Consider the following 22,267-nt stretch of genomic DNA (forward strand, 5'->3'; position numbering starts at 1 on the left):
CACGGAAAGGCCTCCCCGCTGTGAACCTCCCCGGGAACGGGATCCGCACCCGCCTGCGCACCGCCGCCGCCCTCGCCCTCCTGCCCCTCCTGGCGCTGACCGCCTGCGGCTCCGCCGGCGGCGCACCGGCCGTGGCCGGTGCCCAGGTGTCTCCCGCGCCGGCCGACGACCCGGTCGCCGGCGTACAGGCCGTGGAATCGATCGCCGCCCTGCTCCCCGCCGACGTCCGCAAGGCGGGCACCGTACGCGTCGGCAGCTCCGTCGGGTCCCCGCCCGGCGCGTACTACCCGAACGGGCAGGACAAGCCGCCCGCCGGCCAGGACATCGACATCGCCGACGCGGTGGCCAAGGTGCTCGGCGTGAAGCTGGAACGCCAGGACGCCTCCTTCGAGACGATCCTGCCCGCCCTCGGCAGCGGCAAGTATGACTTCGGCACCGGAAACTTCGGCGTCACCACCGAACGCCTGAAGACCATCGACTTCGTCACCTACATCAACGACGGCCAGGGCTTCGCCGTCAAGACGGGCAACACCACACTGACCTCACAGGTGTCCGACCTCACCCAGCTGTGCGGACTGACCATCGGCACCGGCGCGGGCACCACCTTCGAGAAGACCCTCACCGCGAAGAAGGACGTGTGCGCGGCCGCCGGCCGCAAGCCGTACGAGGTCAAGGTCTTCTCCGAGCCCGGGGCCGTCACCACCGCCCTCCAGCAGGGCCGGATCGACGTCGTCATGTCGACGATCAACGGCCTGCGCCACCAGGCCACCCAGCCCGCCGCGCACACCACCTTCCTCGGCGAGTACCACCGCCTGGACGTCGGCTTCGCCTTCAAGAAGGGCTCCCCGCTCACCCCCGCCTTCCAGGCCGCCGTCAACGAGCTGATCAAGAACGGCACTTACGCGCAGATCCTGAAGAAGTGGGGCACCACCGCCTCCGCGATCGACGCGTCGCAGATCAATCCGGCCGAGCACCTGTGAGAGGGGAAACCGTGAGCGACGTCATGGTGGACGTTCGAGGCGTCCACAAGAGTTTCGGGCCGCTGGAGGTGCTGCGCGGCGTCGACCTGAAGGTCCGCGCCGGCGAGGTCACCGTGATCCTCGGCCCCTCCGGTTCGGGGAAGTCCACGCTCCTGCGCACCATCAACCACCTGGAGAAGGTCAGCCGCGGCTGGGTGGCCATCGACGGCGAGATCATCGGCTATCGCCGCTCCCGCGGCAGACTGCACGAGCTGAAGGAGAAGGAGGTCCTCAGGCAGCGCACCCGCATCGGGTTCGTCTTCCAGAACTTCAACCTCTTCCCCCACCTCACCGTGCTCGACAACCTCGTCGAGGCCCCGGTGTCGGCGCTGCGGCGGCCGCGGGAGGAGGCGGAGGCGACGGCCCGCCGGCTGCTGGACCGCGTCGGTCTCTCCGACAAGGCCGACGCCTATCCGCGGCAGCTGTCCGGCGGACAGCAGCAGCGCGTGGCCATCGCCCGCGCGCTCGCCCTCGAACCCAAGGTGCTGCTCTTCGACGAGCCCACGTCGGCGCTCGACCCGGAACTGGTCGGCGAGGTCCTGGACGTCATCAAGGACCTGGCCCGCGCCGGAACCACCATGATCGTCGTGACGCACGAGGTCGGCTTCGCCCGCGAGGTCGCCGACACCGTCGTGTTCATGGACGGCGGAGTCGTCGTGGAACAGGGCCCGCCCGCGGCCGTCCTCGACGCCCCGCGACACGACCGCACCCGCGCCTTTCTCTCCAAAGTCCTGTGACGCGGGCCGAGGTGACGAGAGATCAGGGGGCGGAGCAGGGGGTCGAAGGGCCCTTCTGGCGGGTGAGGTTGTCATTGGACATCCAGCCGGTGGTGTTCGTGCCTTCCACGCGGACGTAAGTCCACTTGTTCCCATGGGCGTTGACGATGTAGCAGTGGTACCAGAGCTTCGTGCCGGTCTTGGCCAGGGCCACGGCCGGGCACGTCTGGTACGGCCCGGTCTCCAGGTGGTAGTCGCCGGACATGTAGCCGTAGCTGCCCGGGGCCGGGTCCCGGTGGTTCCAGCCGGTGCAACTCGTCGACACAGGGCTGGGATTGGCCGTCGTGGAGGCGGTCGGGGACGCCGACGCGCCCGGCTTCCGAGAGGGGGAGGCGGACGGTTTCCCCTGGGACGTCGCGGAGGGGGAGGGCTGCGGGGGACCGCTGGGCCGATCGCTCCCCGCCGTGGAGCCGCCCTGGGGAGCCGACGCCTGGGCCCGGCCGCCGCCGGCGCCGTGCTCACCGGTCAAGGCGTACGCGACGCCGCCCACGGCGAGGACGACGCCGGCGGCGGCCGCGGCGATGAGGGCACGGCTCCGGCGCCCCGCGGGTGACGCGCTGTGCTCCGTACGGGTGGGCGGCCGGCCGGGAGGCGCGTAACCGATGTGCGGTGGCTGAGGGGGCTGAGGGGAGGGCTGGTGATACAGCACGGCACCCGCGCCACCCGCAGGCGGCGGGCCGAAACCCGAGGCCGCCGGGGCCGGAGGGGTGAAGGACGGGGCAGGGGTGGCGGGGGCGGGCGGGGTGAAGGAGGGGGCTGTGGAGGCCGCCGGCGCGACGGCCGACGCGGTGGGCGTGGGCAGGACGGCTGCGGGCGCGGTGGCCGGGGGTGCGACGCCCGGGACCCCGCCCGCGGCCACCTGCTCCAGCATCGCCCGTGCCCGGTCGGCGGTGGGCCGGCGCTCCGGCTCCTTCGCCATCAGCGCCCGGAGCACCGGCGCGAGCGGTCCCGCCCGCTGCGGCTCGGGCAGCGGCTCGGTGACGATGGCGGAGAGCGTGGACCACACGGAGGTGCGGCGGAACGGCGAGGTCCCCTCCACCGCGGCGTACAGCGTCATGCCGAGCGACCAGATGTCGGACGCGGGGCCGGGCTCCTGCCCCTGGGCGCGCTCCGGCGGCAAATAGTCCATCGAGCCTATGATTTCGCCGCTGCGGGTCAGCTTGGCCATGGCTTCGTCGCCGGACGCGTCCATGGTGGCGATGCCGAAGTCGGTGAGTACCACCCGCCCGCCCCGCTCCAGCAGCACGTTCCCCGGCTTGACGTCCCGGTGCAGGACGCCTGCCCGGTGCGCGGCATCGAGGGCGTCCATCAGCTTGGCGCCGATCGCGGCGGCCTCGCGAGGCTCCAGCGGGCCGCGTTCCGCCAGTACGTCGTCGAGCGAGGGCCCGTCGACGAGTTCCATGACGATGACCGGCAGGCCCTCTTCCTCGGTCACGTCGTGCACGGTGACCACGCCGCCGTGCCGGATGCGGGCGGCGGCCTGCGCCTCGCGCTGCATCCGCGTTCGCAGGTCGGCCAGTTCGGGTGCGGAGGCGTCGGTGTAGGCGCGCAGGATCTTGACGGCGACCTCGCGGCCCAGGAGTTCGTCGACGGCACGCGCGACGACGCCCATGCCGCCGCGGCCCACCGTAGAGGTGACCCGGTAGCGCCCCCCGAGCGTCTTGCCGATCAGCTCGCCGTCGTTCGCTTCACCCGCTGGCACCGCACGCTCCGTTCCAGAACCACTCGTCTGCCGACCACTTGGAGGGCACAAGAGTAGACGCATGATCGCGGAGGAGTTGCGGAGCGGTCGCGGGGCCCGGATGCCCGGCCCCGCGTCCGGCGGAGGTGGGGCGTCCCTCGTGGGCGACCCACCTCCGCCGGGCCGGTTCAGCCGGTGAAGCCGGCCGTGATGGAGCTGAACTGCCAGTCGCTCTGGGCGATGCCGGAGCAGGATTCCTGCAGGCCGCCGCCCGGGCAGCCGCGGTCGCGGTTGACGGACCAGAAGGCGAGGCGGGCGATGTGGTGGGAGTTGGCCCAGTTGCGGATGTCGGTCCAGTTCTGGATGGTGGTGGTCTCCTGGGTGTCGCTGATGCCGTTCATTCCGGAGATGCCGATGTGGGCGTAGGCGGTGGCGTCGTCCCAGCCGAAGGTGGACTTGAGCTTGGTCTTGAGGCCCTCGGTGGCGCTGACGGTGCTGGCGTACATGTCGGTGGACGCGTTGCCGAAGTCGAACGGCATGATGGTGAAGACATCGATGTCGGCGTTCAGCGCCTTCGCCTGCTCGATCAGGCGGTTGCCCCACGAGGTCGGGCCCGTGGTGCTGGTGCCGAAGGTGAGGATGGTCCGCAGGCCGGGGTTGTTCTGCTTGACGATCTTGAGGGCGCCCAGGATCCGGTCCTGGACCACGGCGTTCTCGAACTCGTCCGTGTTCTCGATGTCGACGTCGATGGCCTTGAGCCCGTAGGCGTCGATGACCTTCTGGTAGGCGCCCGCCAGGGCCTCGGGGGTGGCGCAGTTCGGGCCGAGCTTGTTGCCCTGCCAGCCCCCGATGGACGGAACGATGTCGCCGCCCGCCGCCCGGATCGAGTTGATGGTGCTCTGGTCGATGCCGCCGGTGAGGGCGCGCTGGCCGTCCCAGGCCGGGTTGCAGCCGCCGGAGGAGAGGATGAACGCCATGGTGAACCACTTGGCGCCGGTCGCGTTCATCACCGTCGTCGCGCTCGGCGGGTTGCCCCAGCCGAGGTAGAGGTAGGGGGCCGCCTGCTTGAAGCCGGTCGGGGGAGCGGTCGTGGTGTCGGTGGTGACCGTGAGGGAGCCGGACGCGGCGGAGGTGTTGCCCGCCAGGTCACGGGCGCGGACGGTGAAGGCGTACGAGGTGTTGGCGGCGAGGCCGGTGACCGTTGCGCTCGTGGTGGTGGACGTGGCCACCTTGGTGCCGCCCTGGTAGACGTCGTAGCCGGTGACGCCGACGTTGTCGGTGGAGGCCGCCCAGGACAGGGAGACGGTGGAGGAGGTCTTGCCGGTGGAGGTGAGGCCGCCGGGCGTGGTCGGCGCGGTGGTGTCGGTGCCGCCGCCGGGGCCGTCCAGGCTGATGTCGTCGGCGTAGTAAGTGCCCTGCCCGTACCAGCCGTTGAGGTAGATCTCGGCGCTGGTCTGGGAGGCGCCGGTGGTGAAGGAGACGCTGAGCTTGGAGTAGCCGGCCGCGGCCGGGGTCCAGGTGGAGGCGCCGCCCGTGACGCCGAGGTACACGTAGTTGCCGCGGACCCAACTCGACAGCGTGTAGGTGGTGTTGGGCTGCACCGATACGGTCTGGGTGCACTTGGCGTTGTCGCTGGAACTGGCCGCGCCGGCCAGCGCCTTGCCGCCGCCGTGCACGGGCGAGCTCACCACCGAGCCGAGGCCTCCCGTACAGGACCAGCCGGACAGCGTGCCGGCCTCGAAGTCGCCGTTGGTGAGGAGGTTGGCGCCGAACGCCGCGCCGGGAGCGGTCAGCACGGCCGCCGCGCCGAGGACGGCGGCGCCGAGGCCGCAGGCCAGGCGGGTACGGGTGTGAGTGCGGCTGCGAGTACGGGTGTGGGTGCGGGTACGCAAGGAAGTGCCTCCGTGGGGGGAGAAGAGGGCAGCGCGGAACGCGGACTCGGTGACCTCGTGGTCAACGGGACGCGCCGGGGCGGGCGCGCGCGAACGAGGGCTCCGCCGCATCCCGAATGCCGTGGGGGTGAAGGGCAGTTGATGCCGTGACCACTCTTTGGCCGGGAACCTATTCCTCCGGATCACCCGACGTCAATAGGTCTGGACCAATTCTGTGGACGGTGGCGGAATTCCACCCGGTGATCCGCGGTTCGCACCCCCGACGGAGGGCGCCCGTGCTGCGCTGTGTCATCAGCCGGGCGCCCTCCGCGACCCCCCTCCGGAGCGGCCTACCTGGCCGGCCCCAGGTCCTCCGGCCAGCCGTAACCGGTGCGCGGCGGCTTCGGCACGGCGCCCACCGCGGCCAGGTCCCGGTCGGCGGCGCGCATCAGCTGGCCCGCCAGGTCCCGCATCGCCCGGCTCGCCGCCAGCTCGTCACCGATCGCGGGTATCTCCACGTCCTGGGGGTTGCAGCGCGCCCTGCCCCGGCCGACGATCGTCGTCTTTCCGGTGTCGAGCACCGCCCGGGCCTTGGTCGTGCCGTCCTCCTCGTTCAGGTAGACGCCCACTTTCCACTCCTCGGCGTGTGTCATCGCGCGCCTCCTCACACCCCGGTACCTCTGTTGCCGGCTGATTCCAGGATCCCTCCGTGCGCCCCGTCGCGCTGGTGCGGGACCGCTGAGGCGGCCGGCGGCTGGACCGAGACGGTCCGGGTGGGGGCCGGGATGGAGATGCCCTCGACGCGGTACCGCTGGTGCAGGCGCTTGATGAACTCGTGCTTGATCCGGTACTGGTCGCTGAACTCGCCCACGCCCAGGATCACGGTGAAGTTGATCCTGGAGTCCGCGAAGGTGTGGAAGCGGACGGCGGCCTCATGATCGGCGACCCCGCCCGTGACATCGGCCATCACGCTGTCCACGACGTCGAGGGTCACCCGCTCGACGTGCTCCAGGTCGCTCTCGTAGCCGACGCCCACCTGGACCAGGATCGACAGCTTCTGCTCCGGCTGGGTGAAGTTGGTCATGTTGGTCCGTGCGAGTCGACCGTTGGGGATGATCACCAGGTTGTTCGACAGGTTGCGCACGACGGTATTGCGCCAGTTGATGTCGACGACGTACCCCTCCTCGCCGCCGCTGAGCCGGATGTAGTCCCCGGGCTGCACCGTCTTCGAGGCGAGGATGTGCACCCCCGCGAAGAGGTTCGCGAGGGTGTCCTGCAGGGCCAGGGCGACCGCGAGGCCGCCCACCCCGAGGGCGGTCAGCAGCGGAGCGATGGATACGCCCATGGTCTCCAGCGCGACCAGCACGCCCATCGTGAGCACGACGATCCGCGTGATGTTGACGAAGATGGTGGCCGATCCGGCCACCCCCGTACGCGACTGCGCCAGGGACTGGACGAGCCCCGCGACGACCCGGGCCGCGGTGACCGTGGCGATGAGCACCAGCACGGCGGTCAGCGACTGGTTCACGACCTCCGTCACCCGCGTCGTGAGCGGCAGCGCCGAGGCCGCGACGGCGGCGCCCCCGAGGACGGCCCCCCACGGCACCACGGTGCGCAGCGCGTCGACGATGGCATCGTCCCCGGTCCACGCCGTCCGGCTCGCGTGCCGGCCCAGCCACCGCAGGACGGCGCGCAGCAGCAGTCCGGCCGCGAGACCCGCGGTGAGCGCGATGGCGGCCACCACCCAGTCGTGCAGGACGAGGTCCCGGATCAAAGGATCCCCTCCGGGCAGCGGAGGGCCGGGAATCCGGCGGGGGGCGTCGCGGGCCGCCGTATGTGCTGTGTCGTCACCTTGTCACCTGTCAGATCGTGCTGTGCGGAGCCCCGTTCGGGCGTGTGTACGTACGCGCGCGAATCGGGCTGCCATCCTGCCCCATGGACCGGGACGCGCCGCAGGTGGGCCGGTGTCACGGCGTCGTCCCCCGCCACTCGGCGCCGAAATCCTGCGCGTTCATGCGTGTACGGGTGCGGTTCCAAGCATCTATTGACATGGAGTCGGTGCTGCGCTGCACTGGTGCCCCCCACACGCTCCGCTCGGCCACACCCGGCTGGAGGCAGCCATGCGTCTGCTCAGACTGCTGATCGCCACCGCATGCGCGGTGTTCGCACTGGCCTTACCCGGCGTCACCGCCGGCCCCGCCCAGGCGGCCGCAGGGCCGCCGCAGACCGTCCCGGCGCTCCGCCAGTGGACGGCCGGCACCGGTACGTACACCTTCACCGCCGCCACCCGGATCGTCGTTGACCCCGCATACACCGCCCAACTGGCCGACGAGGCAGCCACGTTCGCCCAGGATCTGGGCGATCTGGCCGGGCGCGGCGTGGCCGTCGCCACCGGGACCCCCGCCGCCGGCGACATCGGCCTCACCCTCGGCGACTCCACCCTCCCCGCCGAGGGCTACCGGATGACCGTCTCCGGATCCCTCACCCTCCAGGCCGGGACCGACACCGGAGCCTTCTACGGCACCCGCACCGTCCTCCAGCTCCTGCACCAGTCGGCCTCGGTGCCGGCCGGCACGGCCGTGGACTGGCCCACCAAGGCCGAGCGCGGACTCATGGTCGACCAGGGGCGGAAGTTCTTCACCGTCGACTGGCTCAAGCAGCACATCAAGGAGCTGGCCTACCTCAAGCTCAACTACTTCCACTTCCACCTGTCGGACACCTACGGGTTCCGCCTGGAGAGCTCCACCCACCCCGAGATCGTCTCCGCCGACCACTATTCCAAGCAGGACATCGCCGACCTGGTCGAGCTCGGCCGCAAGTACCACGTCACCATCGTCCCGGAGATCGACACCCCCGGGCACATGAACGCGGTCCTGGCCGCCCACCCCGAACTCAAGCTCAAGAGCAGCTCGGGCGCGGTCAGCCCCGACTTCATCGACCTCTCGCTCCCCGCCTCGTACACCCTGATCAAGGACCTGATCAACGAGTACCTGCCGCTGTTCCCGGCCCCCTACTGGCACATCGGCGCCGACGAATACGTCACCGACTACGGCAAGTACCCGCAGCTGCTGAGCTACGCCCGCGCCCACTACGGCGCGAACGCCACCGCCAAGGACACCTACTACGGGTTCGTCAACTGGGCGGACGACCTCGTGCGAGCGGGCGGCAAGACCACCCGGATGTGGAACGACGGCATCAAGTCAGGCGACGGCACGCTCCGCCCCCACCCCGGCATCCTCGTCGAGTACTGGTACACCTACGGCCTCACGCCCCAGCAGCTCGCCGACGCCGGCCACATCGTCGCCAACGAGTCCTGGACCCCGACCTATTACGTGCTCGGCGGCGCGAAACCCGACACCAAGTGGATGTACGAGACCTGGACGCCGGACCGCTTCGAGGGCGGCAACACCCTGTCCGACCCCGCGAAGAACCCCGGCTCGGTGCTCCACGTCTGGTGCGACAACCCCACCGCCGAAACCGAGCAGCAGATCGCGGCCGGCATCATGTACCCGCTGCGCGCACTGGCCCAACAGACCTGGGGCTCGCCCAAGTTGACCCCGACCTACGCCGCCTTCACCCCGATCGCCGCGGCCGTCGGCCACAACCCCGCCTGGCCCGGCCTCGGCCGACCGGGCAACCTGGCCCAGGGCCGCCCGACCACCGCCTCCAGCACCGAGGCGGCGAACTTCCCGGCGGCCTCGGCCACCGACGGCGACCCCGCCACCCGCTGGTCCAGCGCGTACGGCGACCCGCAATGGCTCCAGGTCGACCTCGGGTCCACCCAGAGCATCAGCCGCGTGGTGCTGCGCTGGGAGGCGGCGTACGGGAAGTCCTTCCAGATCCAGCTCTCCGACGACGCCACCACCTGGCGCACCGTCTACTCCACCACCACGGGCACCGGCGGCGTCCAGGACCTCACCGGCCTCACCGGGTCGGGCCGCCACATCCGCGTCCACGGCACCCAGCGGGGCACCTCCTACGGATACTCGCTGTACGAATTCGAGGTGTACGGCGGCCAGTTGAGCGGCACCCGCACCCTGACCGCCGGCGGCAAGGCGCTCGACGACCCGGCGAGCTCCAGCACCTCCGGCACCCAGCTGATCACCTGGACGCCGCACGGCGGACCCAACCAGCAGTGGCAGCTGACCCTCAACGCAGACGGCACCTACACCCTGGTCAACGGCTCCTCCAAGCTGTGCGCGGACGTCGCCGGCGGTTCCACCGCCGCGGGCGCCGCCGTCGTCCAGGCGACGTGCACCGGCGGCGACAGCCAACGCTGGCGGACGACCGGAGCGGGCTCCGGAGGCCACTCGGTGGCCAACAAGAAGAGCGGCCTCCTCATGACCACCGCCTCCGGCACAGACGGAGCCCTGGTCACGCAGCAGCCGGCCAACGGCTCGGCGTACCAGCTGTGGCAGATCGCCTGAACCGGCCTGCCCGGCCCCGGCACGGGGCCGGCCGGCCTCGGGCATCCGCCCGAGGCCGGCCGCAGGGGGTCCTGGTCCCCGTCAGACCATAGTGATCTTCAGTGGGCGCCCCACCCACCGTCGAGGGGGATGGACGAGCCGGTGACGTAGCCGGTGTGCGGGCCGCAGAGCCACACCGCGACCGCCGCCACCTCCTCCGGCTCGATCAGCCGCTTGATCGCCGAGCGCTTGAGCAGGACGTCCGTCACGACGTCCTCGGGAGCGATGCCGTGGGCCTCGGCCTGCGCGCCGATCTGCCGCTCGACCAGCGGGGTACGGACGTAGCCCGGGTTGACGCAGTTGCTGGTCACCCCGTGCGGGGCGCCCTCGACGGCCGCGACCTTGCTCAGGCCCTCCAGCCCGTGCTTGGCGGCCACGTACGCCGACTTGAAGGCGCTGGCCCGCAGTCCGTGCACGCTGGAGATGTTCACCACCCGCCCCCAGCCACCCGCGTACATGTGCGGCAGGCACTGCCTCAGCAGCAGGAACGGCGCGGTGACCATCACCCGCTGGATCAGCTCGAACCGGTCCGGCGGGAAGTCCTCGATCGCCGCCACGTGCTGCAACCCGGCACTGTTGACCAGGATGTCCACCTCGGCGGGCAGCGCACGGACCGCCTCGGCATCGGCCAGGTCCACGACGTGCGCACGGCCACCGACGGCCTTCGCGACCTCCTCGGCCGCTCCCGCGTCGATGTCGGCCACGTGTACGAGTGCCCCGGCCCCGGCCAGCGCCCGCGCGCAGGCCCGCCCGATGCCGCTGCCGCCCCCGGTCACCAGGGCGGTGCGTCCGGAAAGGTCCACCGGCGCGGCGGGATCCACGTGAAGTTCGCTCGTCATGGCCCGGAACCTAAGAGACGCACGACCCGGCGGCCCACATGTGCGGACACCACAGTCCGGGGCCGTCCTATGGCAGGGGCCGCCATACGCGCAGCAGGTCCGGCGGCAGGTCCCCGTCGAGGGCGAGGCCCGCGTCCGCGAGCTCCTCGCCCAGCGCCTCCCTGGTCAGCGGCCAGAGCAGGAAGGACTCCTGTGCCCGGCGCAGCACCCGGCCCTGACGGCACACCAGGTAGGTGTAGTCGCAGCGGATCCGGCCGTCCTCGGCATACGCGATGACCTGTCCGCCGTACGTGTCCGTACCCAGCCGTACCTCGCCCAGCGAGCGCCGGGCGGGCCGCGCCGGGAGCCGGGCCGGCGGGCGGTCCAGGAAGAGCAGGCCGCCCGGTACCAGCAGATCGGCAAGCGTCCGCCACAGCGCGCGCCGCTCCTCGGGAGGCAGGCCAGCAGCCATCCGCAGGCACACCGCCAGGTCGGCCTGGCCGCTGAGGGACAGTTCGAGCGCGGAACAGGCGTGTACGGTCACCCGGTCCCCGGCGGAGCCCCCGGCGGGCGGGTGCAGCCGGGACAGCAGCACGGCCCGCATCGCCGCGGCCGGCTCGACGGCATGCACCGGCACGGAGGAGGCGCCGATCAGCACATCGGTGACCAGCCCGGTCCCGGCCCCCACTTCGACGATCCCGACCCGGGCCGCGCCCGCGGGCCCGGCCAGGGCCAGCGCGTGCCGGTGGTACGCCCGGGCGTGCAACACGTCGTAGAACTCGGCCGACACGGCGTACGCCTCACCCGGCACTCTGCCGTCCGGACGGGGTTCCGGTGGTGCCGCGTACGGTGCCGGTCGTGTGTCCACCCGTCGGTCCATCGAGCCATCATCGCCCGGCGCGGCCCGTCCCACGAGCCCTCGATTTCGGCCACCATCAGGCGGGTCCGCAGTCGGAAGATGCAGGAAGCGGGAGCCGCACTAAAATTTCATATAGCAGGGTTGTTGCGCGTCTGCACCCTGGGAGGACTCATGCTCTTCCGATCCAAGCGAGCTCCCGAGGAATCAACCGAGTACCTTTCGGTCGATCAGATTCTGGAGAGAGCCGTCGAGGCTGCGACCGCCAGCCCGGACCTGCTCGGAGAGCTGAACAAAGAATCGGAAGAAGAGTTGCGTCGGCTGCAGCCGCAATTGCTGGAAGGTGCACCGTCGGAGCACGCCGAGTGGCAGAACGCAAACCTGGACCTCATAAAGAGCAGTCGTCCCAACTTCTGGGTGCCGCTGGTGATCGCTACGGTTGTCGTCTCCGCCTTGGCGACCGTCATATACATGTCCTTCGTCAGTGACACCCGTGGGTGGGTCGGTGTTCTGGCTGTCGGAGTGACCCTCGGCTTGATTTCGTCCATCAGCTCGGCTGCCGTCACCTGGGTGCGCCGGCACGAGAACGCGCGACTGAGGCTGAAGGGAGCGGAGGCCCGGCTCTTGCAGAGCCTCGCGATCGACGCCAAGGGAACGCTCTCATCCATCATCAACGAGCAGCACGAACGAGATCAGCGGAGACTCCCCTTCCTTGACAGTTCCGATGCGCCACGTCTGGTGGAGTTGGAATCCACTGATACGGTCGAATCCGAATCAGTGAGCAGCGTGATCAGATTCATAAAAGATCACACGACCTCTGCGGTAGGGATCAGCGGTCCACGGGGAGTCGGCAAGACCACGGTCATGCGCCGAGTATGCAACGATGCCTCCCATGAGCGTCTGGGCGTGTATCTTCCCATTCCGGTGAAGTATTCGTCCCCGGAATTCATTCGTCTGATCCATGGTGAAGTGGCACGGGCGGTGCTCAAGGACTGCGGTGCGGATGTTTCGCCGAAGGGGGAAACCCAAAGGACTGCCTGGGTTCGAAGCATGGTGGGTCTCTTGGTCGCAGTATTCGGTGGTGGCGTCATCGTCCTCAATCACGTGTCGAGTTACGCGCGGTTGTCGGCGATCGATGTCTTCGGTCTGGTCCTCCTGGTCATCGGTCTGGGCATCTACTCACTAGGCCTCCTGGCGAGTGTCAGAGCAGGCTCCTCCGCCCACGAAGCTGCGGAAGTCCGGCTGGCTCGCAAGGTTCTCCAATCCCTGGATTTCACCTCGAAACATCAGCACACGTCGAAGAATGCCTTCGCGGTCAAATTTCTGACCATGGAAGATCAGGATCAGATGGAGCTGACCGAGAGGGAGCGGACTCACCCGGAACTGGTTTCGGACTTCAAGTCCTTTGCCGCTCGGTACCACGAGATCACCAAGAAGGACATGGTTCTCGCCTTGGATGAATTGGACAAGATGGAAAAACCGGGTGATGCGCTGGCCTTCGTCAACGGAATGAAGGACCTCCTTCATGTCGACCACGTTCACTTCGTCGTCTCGGTATCGGAGGACGCCCTGCACTCCTTCTCGCTCAGAGGGGTTCCGGTGAGGGACGCCTTCGATTCCTCCTTCGACACGGTGGTGCCGGTTCGGCGATTCAGTCTGGATGAATCCAGGGAACTTCTGAAGCGTCGGGTTCTGTATTTTCCTGACGAGCTGGCTCTCTACTGTCACGCACTGAGCGGTGGGCTCCCCAGAGATCTCATTCGGGCCGCTCGCCAGTGCGTCGATGTACGACGCGAAGAAGGGGTGGAAGTCTCAGTGCCCGAGGTGGTCTTCCGCGTCACCCGACGAATGGGCCTGTCTGTCGCGGAGGCCGCCATAGCCAAGGCGAGAGAAGAGGGTTCCAGCATGGTCGCGTCGACCTTGGGAATGCGATCCGGTGTCGACGCGGCCGGCGACGGGAACGGTTTGATCCTGGCACTGAACAGCGCAGCGCAGTCATTCAAGGCTGAGGGGGAGGGGACGTGCCTCGAGCGAAGCCTGGAGCAGTTCTGTTGCGCCTTGTCGGTTGTCGCTGCCTATTTCTCCCAGGAGCGGACCGTCGAGGAATGGCATCGGAGCGAAATCTCCCGGGAATCCGAACGTGTCGCGAGTCAAGTCTCCCGAGCCATGGCTGCACTCAGCGCAGATCCCAGCGAGGCGAAGAGCATTCTGTCTCAACCGCGTACTGATGCCGTGGTGATGGCGGCCGTCGACTTCCGTAGCTGTGGGCTGCGCTAGGGGGGCATCAGGCCTCTCCCAGTACGGCCCCGACCACCCGCAGGCTCACCCGAGCCGCTGCAGTGCCGTGAGGACCCGGGCGGCGCCGTCCTCCCGGGCGAGGTCGGCGGCGAGGGCGCGGGCGCGGGTGGTCAGGGCAGGGGTGCCGGTGGCCGTGGCGATCGCGGCGGCCAGGCGGGGCGCGGTCAGGCGCTGGTAGCGCAGCGGGGGACCGGCCACCCCCAGAGCGGTGAGGCGGGCGGCCCAGAAGTGCTGGTCCAGCTGGACCGGGACGGGGACGGCCGGGACCCCGGCGCGCAGGCCGGCCGCGGTGGTTCCGGCGCCCGCGTGGTGGACCACGGCGGCCGTGCGCGGGAACAGCCAGTCGTGGGGGACCTCCCGTACCGTCAGCAGGTCGTCGCCCTCGGCGTGCAGGCCGGACCAGCCCGACTGGACGACGCCGCGGACCCTGGCCCGACGCAGGGCCTCGGCGACCAGGGCGCTCAGCCGCTCCGCATCGGCGGCGACGAAGCTGCCGAAGCCGACGAACACCGGCGGCGGGCCCGCGTCGAGGAAGGCCGACAGCCGTGGATCGGGCCGCCAGCCGGGCGCGGCCGCGGGCCACCAGTACCCGCAGACCTCGTGGCCTTCGGGCCAGTCCGCAGGCCGCCGGACGACCCGCGGGCTGAACCCGTGCAGCACGACCCGCCCGCGCGGCAGTCCGAGCGGACCGCCGAACTTCCGGGGCGCCAGTCCCAGTTCGCTGCGCAGCGCGCTCACCGCGGGCGCGAAGATCCGGTCGGTGACGGTCCACAGGGCCTGCGCCGCCACCCGGTTCCCGTACGGCCCGAACGACCGGGCCCTGGTGACCAGCGGCGGAAAGGCCGCCGTCGGCTCGATCGGCTGGAGGTAGACGCCGAGGGCCGGCAGCGCCAGGGCCTCGCCGAGCGCCGAGCACATCGGGTCGGTGAGCGTGGAGCCCAGCAGCACGTCCGCGCCCTGCCCGACGGCGTCCACGACGCCCCGCGTGAGCCGGGGCATGAACTCCCGCGCCATGCGGATCACCCGGGCCATGGCCACCGGCGGGCTGACCGCCTTGGCCAGCCCCTGGCCGGCCGCGGAGGCCAGCTCCTCGCGCGGGTCGAGGGGCAGGCCGCGGAAACCCAGTCCGTGGGCGGTCACCGCCTCCTCGAAGCGGCTGTGCGTGGCGATGACCACCTCGTGGCCCGCCGACCGCAGCCGCAGCCCCAGCCCGGTGTACGGGGCGACGTCACCCCACGATCCCGCCGTCACGATCAGTACGCGCACGACGGCAGGATGTCACGCCGACGCTGCCCGGTGACCCGTCCCGGAGAGTCAGGACTGCGCGCTGCCCTCCCTCAGGACGTGCGCAGCCGCAGGTGCGTCGTGAGGTGGTGCTGCAGCGGCTGCCCGACCGCGGCCATGTCGTGCGTCACCGTCATCTCGCCGGTCCCCAGGGCGTAATGCCGCCGGGTGGCGGTGACCTCCTTGGCCAGGGGCGTCAGCGCCACGTCCTTGGTCTCGATCTCGATCTCCGTACCGGACACCCGTCCCACGTAGGTCTCGACGATGCCGGTGGGGTGCGCGAGCACCACCTCCAGGGACGCGTCGGGCGTCACCCGCCACCACCCGGCCTCCCGCCCCGCCGGCCGCACCGGCGCCCCGGACCCGTCGATCAGCCATGCGCGGGCCTCGTACCGCAGGAAGGGGCGGCCGTCGTGGCTGAAGGTGACCTCCTGCTCGTAGCGGAAGTCGTGTTCCAGGGTCGGATACTGTCCCTGCCCCCGGCCGTGCCAGCGCCCCAGCAGCGGCAGCACCGGCGTGAGCAGCGGATGCGGATCCGGCCCCTCGCCGAGGACGTGGCTGTCGGGGTACGGATTCTCCTGCACCGACTCAAACACTGTTCTCCCTGCCTGTTCGCATGTGCCGCGCGGCGCGAAGCTTAGCGCGCCACCGTGTTGACAGCCCCACAGGTCGCCCTGTTCTGATGGTGCGTGAGGGTGTCGACGTAGGTCGTGGCCGCGGGGAGGCGGGGGATCGTATGGACCTGGAGACTCTGGCGTTAGCCGCCGGCAGCGCACTGGTGGGGACCATGTCCACGGACTTGTGGGAGCACACCAAGTCGGTCGCCGTCGGCTGGTGGCGGCAGGTCCATCCGGAGCGCGCGGTCGCCGTGGAGGCCGAGCTGACCGCGGCCGGAGCCGAGCTGGCCGCCGCCCGCGCGGCGGGCGACGGGGACGCCGAGGCGGAACTCGTCGTGGACTGGCAGCGGCGCCTGCGCAGGCTCCTGCTCACGCGACCGGAGCTCGCGGCAGAGATACGCCGGATGGTCGACGAACTCGCCCCGCGGCCGCCCGAGCCCGAAAGTCGCTCCGTCGTGAAACAGGAGGTGAGGGTCAGCGACCACGGCACGGCATACGTGGCCGGGCGCGACCAGCACATCAGCGGCAGGTGAGCGCGGTGCCGCAGTCGACCGGCCCCGGTTCCGGCGAGGGCGAGGGCGGGGACGGGGACGGGGGCCAGGGCCCGGGCGGGCAGCACGTCGACGTCGGCGGCAGCGGTACCGCCTACGTCGCCGGCCGCGATCAGCACATCCACTACGGCGGACCCGGCGCCGCGGCCGTGCACCGGGCCGACGCCGCCGACGTGGACTGCCCCTACCCCGGCCTGGCGGCCTTCGGTCCGGAGCACGCGCAGTGGTACTTCGGCCGGGACCGGCTCGTGGCCGAGCTCATGGACCGGCTGGCCGAACGGCTCGACCACCCCGGCCTCCAACTGGTGGTGGCCGCCTCCGGTGCCGGCAAATCCTCGTTGCTCCGCGCCGGCCTGACGCGGGCCGTAGCCGGCGGCGGACTCCCCGCTCCCGGCTCCAGGGACTGGCCGCACCTGGTCATGACCCCCACCGCCGAGCCGCTGCGCGCGCTCGCGGCGCAGCTGGAGACACTCCCGGAACCCGCGCCGGAAGCCCGGCCGTTCCTCCTGATCGTGGACCAGTTCGAGGAACTGTTCACGCTCTGCGAGGAGGAAGGGGAACGCGAGCGGTTCGTCGCCCGGCTCACCGAACTCGCCGCGGCCCCGGCCCTCGTGGTCCTGGGGCTCCGCGCCGACTTCTACGGGCACTGCGCCCGGTATCCGCAACTGCGCGCCGCCGCCCGCGACGGCCAGATCGTGGTCGGCCCGATGTCGGAGGCCGAGATCCAGCAGGCCATCGCCCTCCCCGCGGCGGCCGTGGGCCTCGAACTCGAACCAGGCCTGGTCGACCTCCTGCTCCACGACCTCGGGATGGCGCTGCCGGGAACGGCCGAGGAGGCCGGCCGGCTCCCCCTGCTCGCGCACGCCCTCCGCGCCACCTGGCAGCGGCGGCACGGACACCAGCTGACCGTCGACGGCTACCGGGACACCGGCGGCATCCACGAGGCCCTGGCCAGAACCGCCGAACGCACCTTCAACGCCCTCGACACCCCCGACCGGACCGCGGCCCAGGACCTGTTCCTGCGCCTGGTCCTGATCGGCGAGGACTCCGACCCGGCCCGGCGCCGGGTGGCCCGCGAGGAACTCGTCCAGGGTGGCGCCGACGCTGCCGTGGAGGCCTTCACCCGCGCCCGCCTGCTCACCCAGGGCCGCACGGCCGGCGAACAGGCCCACGACACCGTCGAGATCAGCCATGAGGCGCTGCTGCGCGGCTGGCCCCGCCTCCGCGACTGGATCGACACCGAGCGCACCGGCGGCCTGGTCCGCCGGCGCCTCGCCGAGGCCGCCGAACAGTGGCGGCGCACCGACCGCGACCCCGCCTTCCTGCACAGCGGAAGCCGGCTCGCGACGGCCCGCGCCTGGGCCGAGCAGCCGGGCAACCGGCAGGCCGTGGCCCCGGAGGTCAAGGAGTTCCTGGCGGCCGCCCGGGCCCGCGAACGCCGCGGCGTCAGACGGCTCTACCAGACCGTCGCCGCGCTCACCGCGCTGCTGCTGGTGGCCGCCGGCGCCCTGCTGTACGCGGGCGAGCAGCGCGGCCAAGCCCTCGCACAGCGCAACGCCGCGCTGGCCCGCCTCCTCGCGACACGGGCCCCGGACCTGTACGCGGCCGACCCGGCACTGGCGGCCCAACTGGCCGCGGCCGCCTGGTCGCTGTCGCCCGACCCCCAGACGGCCGGCGCGGTCCTGGGTCTCGCCGACCGCCCGGCGGCACGCGTCCTGAACGTGCCGCATGCGGACAAGAACGACGCGATGCACGACGCGCGGTTCAACTTCGACGGCACGCTGCTCGTCACCAACACCGCCGAAGGCCCCGTCCGGTTGTGGGACACCCGCACGCTGCGTCCGCTGGGTGAACCGCTGCCCACGGCGCTGACCGTACGCTTCCATCCGCGCCGCAACATCCTGGCCGCGGCCTCCCCCGGTGGACCGGTCCGGCTGTACGAGGTCACCTCCACCGGCGGCGCGGCGATCGTGGCACAGCTGCCCGAGGCCGCGGATCCGACCAGCGTGGTGTTCAACCCGGCGGGGGACCTGCTCGCCGTGGGCGATACCGACGGCACGCTCCAGTTGTGGAACGTGACCGACCCCGCCCACCCCCGCAAGAACGGCGAGCGGCTACAGACCGGCACCGGCAAGGTCTACTCCGTGCATTCCGTCTTCAGTCCCGACGGACGGAGCCTGGCCGTCACCCGGTTCGGCGATCCCGGGAGCACGGTCACCACCCTGTGGCGCGTTGCGGGCCCCGACACCCCCGCCATCCCGGCGGGAACCTTGACCGGAAGGACCGTCATGTCCGGCGCGCGCGCCTTCTCCCCGGACGGCCGACTGCTTGCGAGCTTCGGCGGCACCATTGACGGACTGCAGTTGTGGGACGTGTCCGACCTGGACCGTCCGGTGGAGGCGGCGCCGGTCCTGGAAAGGTCGGGCAAGGTGGCCGCCATCCTTTTCAGCAGGGAGGGGCGGATCCTGATCACGGCCGCCACGGGCAGTTCGGACGACGAACGCGGTGGTGTCGTCCAGTTCCGGGACGTGTCCGATCCCGCGCACCCGAAGCTCCTCGGCCCTGAGCTCAGGGGCCAGCCCGACGACATCCACCAGCTGACGCTCAGCTCCGACGGACGCACACTGGCGGCCGCGGCCCTGGACCACACGGTCCGGTTGTGGGACCTGGGAAGCTTGAACCGTTCGGCGCCGCTCCAGTACCCCGATGGCGGTTCGGCCGACGGCTGGTGGGCGGACTTCGGGCCGGACGGAAGGTTCCTGTCCGACACCAAGGCGGTGTGGGACACCACGGATCCCGCGCATCCCAAGGCACGGGACTCCCTCTACGGGGTGGAGCTGAGAGGCGGGACGCCCGTACCGGCACCGGACGGAGCGACGCTGGCCGTCAACCGGGAATCCGGCCCGGAGCTGTGGGACGTACGGTCCCAGGCGAGCCCCCGACGCCTGACCGTGCCGGCCACGGTCCGGGAGGCCCGTGCCGTCCCGGGCGCGGACGGCCTGGTTCTCTACACGGGGAAGAGGGACGTGACGTGGGTGGCTCGCCCGGCCCGCAACCCGGACGCGCTCGGCACCATCGAGGGCGGATTCCGGCAGGCGCTGCCCAGCCCCCGTGACCCCGTCGTCGCCACGGTCGACTACGACGACCAGGTGCGCCTGTGGAAGGTGACCGATCCGGCGGCCCCATCCGCCTACGAACAGGGCTTTTCGGTGGCGGGGGCGAAAGAGCTGGCGTTCAGCCCGGAGGGCCGCACGCTGTTCGTCGCCACCTATACCCACCGGGTCGAGCTGTGGGACGTCTCCCGCCCCGACCGCCCCGCACTCCTGGGCGCCCCGCTGACCGGGCCGACCGACGAGATCGAGGCCGTGGCGGTCAGCCCGGACTCCAGGACGCTCGCCGTCAGCAGCCGCGATGCCACCCTGCGGCTCTGGGACCTCACCGACCCCTCCGCACCGACGCCCCTCGGCCCGCCGCGCGAGACGGCCGGGAGCGTGACGGCGCTGGCGTTCCAGGACTCCGGGCACAGGCTGCTCGGCGTGGTCGGCGGAAGCTCCGACGCCGCCCTCCAGACCTGGTACACCGGCCCCGCGGAGGCCGTCCGCCGCATCTGCGGAACGACCGGATCGGGCCCCACCCGGGAGCAATGGAAGCGCTACCTCCCCGGAGTGGAGTACGCCCCGCCCTGCCCGGGGTGAGGGGGTGCTCCGCGGGCGTACTTGCGAGCACATCGCACCTGGCCACAGGGCGTATGACGGTTGTAGCCGCAATCGGATCCGTATGCCACGGTGGATCGCATGGAGGGGAATCGACACGACCACGCCCACGACGACACCCACGCCCACCACCACTCGGCCGTGCCCCACAGCCACGTGGCCGCCGACAAGGTCGACGCGGCGATGGAGACCTCTCGCGAGGGGATGCGCACGCTGTGGATCTCCCTGGCCGTCCTCGCCGTGACCGCCCTCCTCCAGGCCGTGATCGTCGGCCTCTCGGGATCGGTGGCACTGCTCGGCGACACGATCCACAACGCCGCCGACGCCCTGACCGCCGTCCCCCTGGGCATCGCCTTCGTCCTCGGCCGGCGGGCGGCCAACCGCCGCTACACGTACGGCTACGGCCGCTCCGAGGACCTGGCCGGCATCGTCATCGTGGCGACCATCGGGGCCTCGGCCGCCGCTGCCGCCTACGTGGCCGTCGACCGGCTGCTGCACCCCCGCGAGGTCACCCACCTGTGGGCGGTCTGCGCGGCCGCCCTCATCGGGTTCGCCGGCAACGAGTGGGTCGCCCGCTACCGCATCCGCACCGGCCGCCGGATCGGCTCGGCGGCGCTCGCCGCCGACGGACTGCACGCCCGTACCGACGGCTTCACCTCCCTGGCCGTCCTGTTGGGCGCCGGAGGCGCGGCGCTCGGCTGGCGGGCCGCCGACCCGGTCGTCGGCCTGCTGATCACCCTGGCCATCCTGCTGGTGCTCAAGGACGCCGCTCGCGAGGTCTGCCGCCGGCTGATGGACTCCGTGGACCCCGCCCTCGTCGATTCCGCGGAGTCCGCGCTGCGCGCCGTGGACGGCGTACTGGGCACCGGGCAGGTGCGCATGCGGTGGATCGGCCACGCCCTGCGCGCCGAAGCGGACATCGTCGTCGCCCCCCACCTGACGGTCGTCCAGGCGCACGAACTGGCCGTGGCGGCCGAGCACGCCCTGATCCACGCCGTCCCGCGGTTGACCGCGGCCACCGTCCACACCGATCACCCGCCGCTCGCCCACCAGGCCGAGGCGGAGTTTCCGGCGAGTCACGGACCTGCGCCCAGGACCGGTGGTTGACTGGACGGCATGCCGCTCGAAGCCTACGGAGTGCTGTCAGGGACGCTGCACCGGCACTTTCGCGATCAGCCCGACTCCCAGGGCCGCTGGTTCCACGTCAACCTCGAAGTCGACGCGCCCGCAGGACGGTACCGGTGCGCCGTCGACGTGGACAGCAAGCAGTCCGCCACCGGCGTCCAGTGGAAGGTGTTCACGCTGGCCGCATCGGTGCTCGAACCGGCCTCCACGCTCCCGGCCGGGTTCCACGAACTGTCGATGACCTCGGGCTCGGGCGCCATCGACTACCTCCGGCACCCGGCCTTCGTGGACCGCCCCGGCTGCCTGTTCGTCCGCCGCCCGCCGGCCTGGCTGGAGAACCTCCTGGCCCGGCTGAACCCGCGCCGCCCGTGGGTCTCGGGATCCAACATCGAGGCCGCCCAGGCCCTGGAGACCATCCTCCTGCCGGGCCGTCCGATCGTGGTCTTCGGCGAACCCTTCGACCAGGGCCTCGGCATGCACAACATCCACCAGAACCAGGGCGATCCCCACGGCAGCCAGTGGTGGGACGACAACGGCGTCTGGCAGGACGGCGCCACCCTCACCCGGCGTCCCGACGGGCGGTACGACGTCTTCCTCAACAAGTTCTCCAGCCAGGCCGACCACACCGACGGCGGCGGCCACCCCGCCTAGGCAGTGTCTGATGGCTCTTGCCCGGGATGGTGGATCTGTCGCTGTTCCGGGCATGAGTCGGTCATGGTGCGTCGGCATGAACTGACGAATGCTCAGTGGGATCGAATAGCTGGGCTGCTGCCGGAGACCGGTAGTCCGGGTGGCCGGTGGGCCGACCATCGGACCGTTGTCAACGGTGTGCTCTACCGGACAAGGACCGGGATTCCCTGGCGTGACCTGCCCGAACGCTACGGTTCCTGGCAGACCGTCTATGAACGCCACCGCCGCTGGTCGGCCGATGGCACCTGGTCGAAGATCCTGCGGGCGTTGCAGGCCGGTGCCGACTCCACCGCCCTGGACGCGGATGGCTCGTGGGCGGTCAACGTCGACTCCACCACCTGCCGGGCTCACCAGCACGCGGCCGGAGCCCGGCACCACCCACCGGCCGACCATCCTGAAAAAGGGGTGGCACACGTGTGGACGCAGAGGGCCGCGAGGCCCTGGGACGCTCCCGGGGCGGGCTGACCAGCAAGGTCCACCTGCTGGCGGATGACCGCTGCCG

Annotated in this window: 16 protein-coding genes and 1 pseudogene; 9 read left to right on the forward strand and 8 right to left on the reverse strand. The window is 71.1% G+C overall.

What is annotated here, in order from left to right; translation table 11 throughout:
• Positions 1 to 20: 20 nt before the first annotated feature.
• Together ACFWBN_RS05965 and ACFWBN_RS05970 are read left to right on the forward strand one after the other, a co-directional pair.
• Entirely contained in the window at positions 21 to 980 is a 960-nt protein-coding gene (locus ACFWBN_RS05965) for an ABC transporter substrate-binding protein (protein ID WP_385171171.1), read from the forward strand.
• 11 nt (positions 981 to 991) lie between these two features.
• The gene (locus ACFWBN_RS05970; protein ID WP_385171173.1) at positions 992 to 1,756 is read left to right on the forward strand and encodes an amino acid ABC transporter ATP-binding protein; all 765 of its coding nucleotides are present in this window, start codon (positions 992 to 994) and stop codon (positions 1,754 to 1,756) included.
• A 22-nt stretch (positions 1,757 to 1,778) separates the two neighbouring features.
• On the opposite strand, the gene ACFWBN_RS05975 is transcribed toward ACFWBN_RS05970, so the two are convergent.
• From ACFWBN_RS05975 to ACFWBN_RS05990, 4 genes are all read right to left on the reverse strand, one after another.
• Positions 1,779 to 3,497 (reverse strand): serine/threonine-protein kinase, encoded by a 1,719-nt coding sequence (locus ACFWBN_RS05975; protein WP_385171177.1) that lies wholly within the window; start codon positions 3,495 to 3,497, stop codon positions 1,779 to 1,781.
• A 167-nt stretch (positions 3,498 to 3,664) separates the two neighbouring features.
• A complete protein-coding gene (locus ACFWBN_RS05980) occupies positions 3,665 to 5,368 on the reverse strand; it encodes a carbohydrate binding domain-containing protein (RefSeq protein ID WP_385171179.1) in 1,704 nt (567 codons plus the stop codon).
• A gap of 329 nt (positions 5,369 to 5,697) precedes the next feature.
• Complete coding sequence (locus tag ACFWBN_RS05985) at positions 5,698 to 6,000, reverse strand: DUF1876 domain-containing protein (RefSeq protein WP_385171183.1); 303 nt, start codon at positions 5,998 to 6,000, stop codon at positions 5,698 to 5,700.
• An 11-nt stretch (positions 6,001 to 6,011) separates the two neighbouring features.
• The gene (locus ACFWBN_RS05990; RefSeq protein WP_385171186.1) at positions 6,012 to 7,121 is read right to left on the reverse strand and encodes a mechanosensitive ion channel family protein; all 1,110 of its coding nucleotides are present in this window, start codon (positions 7,119 to 7,121) and stop codon (positions 6,012 to 6,014) included.
• A gap of 346 nt (positions 7,122 to 7,467) precedes the next feature.
• Between ACFWBN_RS05990 and ACFWBN_RS05995 the strand changes: the two genes are divergently transcribed.
• Positions 7,468 to 9,774 carry a family 20 glycosylhydrolase gene (locus tag ACFWBN_RS05995; RefSeq protein WP_385171189.1) on the forward strand — a complete coding sequence of 769 codons (2,307 nt, stop codon included), beginning with the start codon at positions 7,468 to 7,470 and terminating at the stop codon, positions 9,772 to 9,774.
• A 98-nt stretch (positions 9,775 to 9,872) separates the two neighbouring features.
• Here the strand turns inward: ACFWBN_RS05995 and ACFWBN_RS06000 are convergent, their stop codons facing one another.
• Both ACFWBN_RS06000 and ACFWBN_RS06005 read right to left on the reverse strand, forming a co-directional pair.
• On the reverse strand, positions 9,873 to 10,652 hold the full coding sequence (locus ACFWBN_RS06000; protein ID WP_385171197.1) for a 3-hydroxybutyrate dehydrogenase: 780 nt from the start codon (positions 10,650 to 10,652) through the stop codon (positions 9,873 to 9,875).
• Positions 10,653 to 10,719: 67 nt separating this feature from the next.
• Positions 10,720 to 11,421 (reverse strand): class I SAM-dependent methyltransferase, encoded by a 702-nt coding sequence (locus tag ACFWBN_RS06005; RefSeq protein WP_385171200.1) that lies wholly within the window; start codon positions 11,419 to 11,421, stop codon positions 10,720 to 10,722.
• A 240-nt stretch (positions 11,422 to 11,661) separates the two neighbouring features.
• Between ACFWBN_RS06005 and ACFWBN_RS06010 the strand changes: the two genes are divergently transcribed.
• Positions 11,662 to 13,764 carry a hypothetical protein gene (locus ACFWBN_RS06010; protein WP_385171203.1) on the forward strand — a complete coding sequence of 701 codons (2,103 nt, stop codon included), beginning with the start codon at positions 11,662 to 11,664 and terminating at the stop codon, positions 13,762 to 13,764.
• A 45-nt stretch (positions 13,765 to 13,809) separates the two neighbouring features.
• Here ACFWBN_RS06010 and ACFWBN_RS06015 read toward each other — a convergent pair whose 3' ends face one another.
• Positions 13,810 to 15,051 carry a glycosyltransferase gene (locus ACFWBN_RS06015; RefSeq protein ID WP_385171205.1) on the reverse strand — a complete coding sequence of 414 codons (1,242 nt, stop codon included), beginning with the start codon at positions 15,049 to 15,051 and terminating at the stop codon, positions 13,810 to 13,812.
• Between the two features lie 71 nt (positions 15,052 to 15,122).
• The gene (locus tag ACFWBN_RS06020) at positions 15,123 to 15,665 is read right to left on the reverse strand and encodes an FABP family protein (protein WP_385171208.1); all 543 of its coding nucleotides are present in this window, start codon (positions 15,663 to 15,665) and stop codon (positions 15,123 to 15,125) included.
• A gap of 140 nt (positions 15,666 to 15,805) precedes the next feature.
• On the opposite strand from ACFWBN_RS06020, the gene ACFWBN_RS06025 reads away from it, so the two are divergent.
• From ACFWBN_RS06025 to ACFWBN_RS06045, 5 genes and pseudogenes are all read left to right on the forward strand, one after another.
• Positions 15,806 to 16,219 carry a hypothetical protein gene (locus ACFWBN_RS06025; RefSeq protein WP_385171211.1) on the forward strand — a complete coding sequence of 138 codons (414 nt, stop codon included), beginning with the start codon at positions 15,806 to 15,808 and terminating at the stop codon, positions 16,217 to 16,219.
• A gap of 5 nt (positions 16,220 to 16,224) precedes the next feature.
• Positions 16,225 to 19,932, forward strand: coding sequence for a hypothetical protein (locus ACFWBN_RS06030; protein ID WP_385171214.1), 3,708 nt, complete (start codon positions 16,225 to 16,227; stop codon positions 19,930 to 19,932).
• A gap of 99 nt (positions 19,933 to 20,031) precedes the next feature.
• Positions 20,032 to 21,057 (forward strand): cation diffusion facilitator family transporter, encoded by a 1,026-nt coding sequence (locus tag ACFWBN_RS06035; RefSeq protein WP_385171217.1) that lies wholly within the window; start codon positions 20,032 to 20,034, stop codon positions 21,055 to 21,057.
• Between the two features lie 9 nt (positions 21,058 to 21,066).
• Positions 21,067 to 21,726: a DUF2278 family protein gene (locus ACFWBN_RS06040; RefSeq protein ID WP_385171220.1), complete on the forward strand. Its 660-nt coding sequence runs from the start codon at positions 21,067 to 21,069 to the stop codon at positions 21,724 to 21,726.
• 66 nt (positions 21,727 to 21,792) lie between these two features.
• Positions 21,793 to 22,267, forward strand: a pseudogene (locus tag ACFWBN_RS06045) (IS5 family transposase); the annotation flags it as partial.

Source organism: Streptomyces sp. NPDC059989 (assembly GCF_042736975.1).
GTDB lineage: Bacteria > Actinomycetota > Actinomycetes > Streptomycetales > Streptomycetaceae > Streptomyces.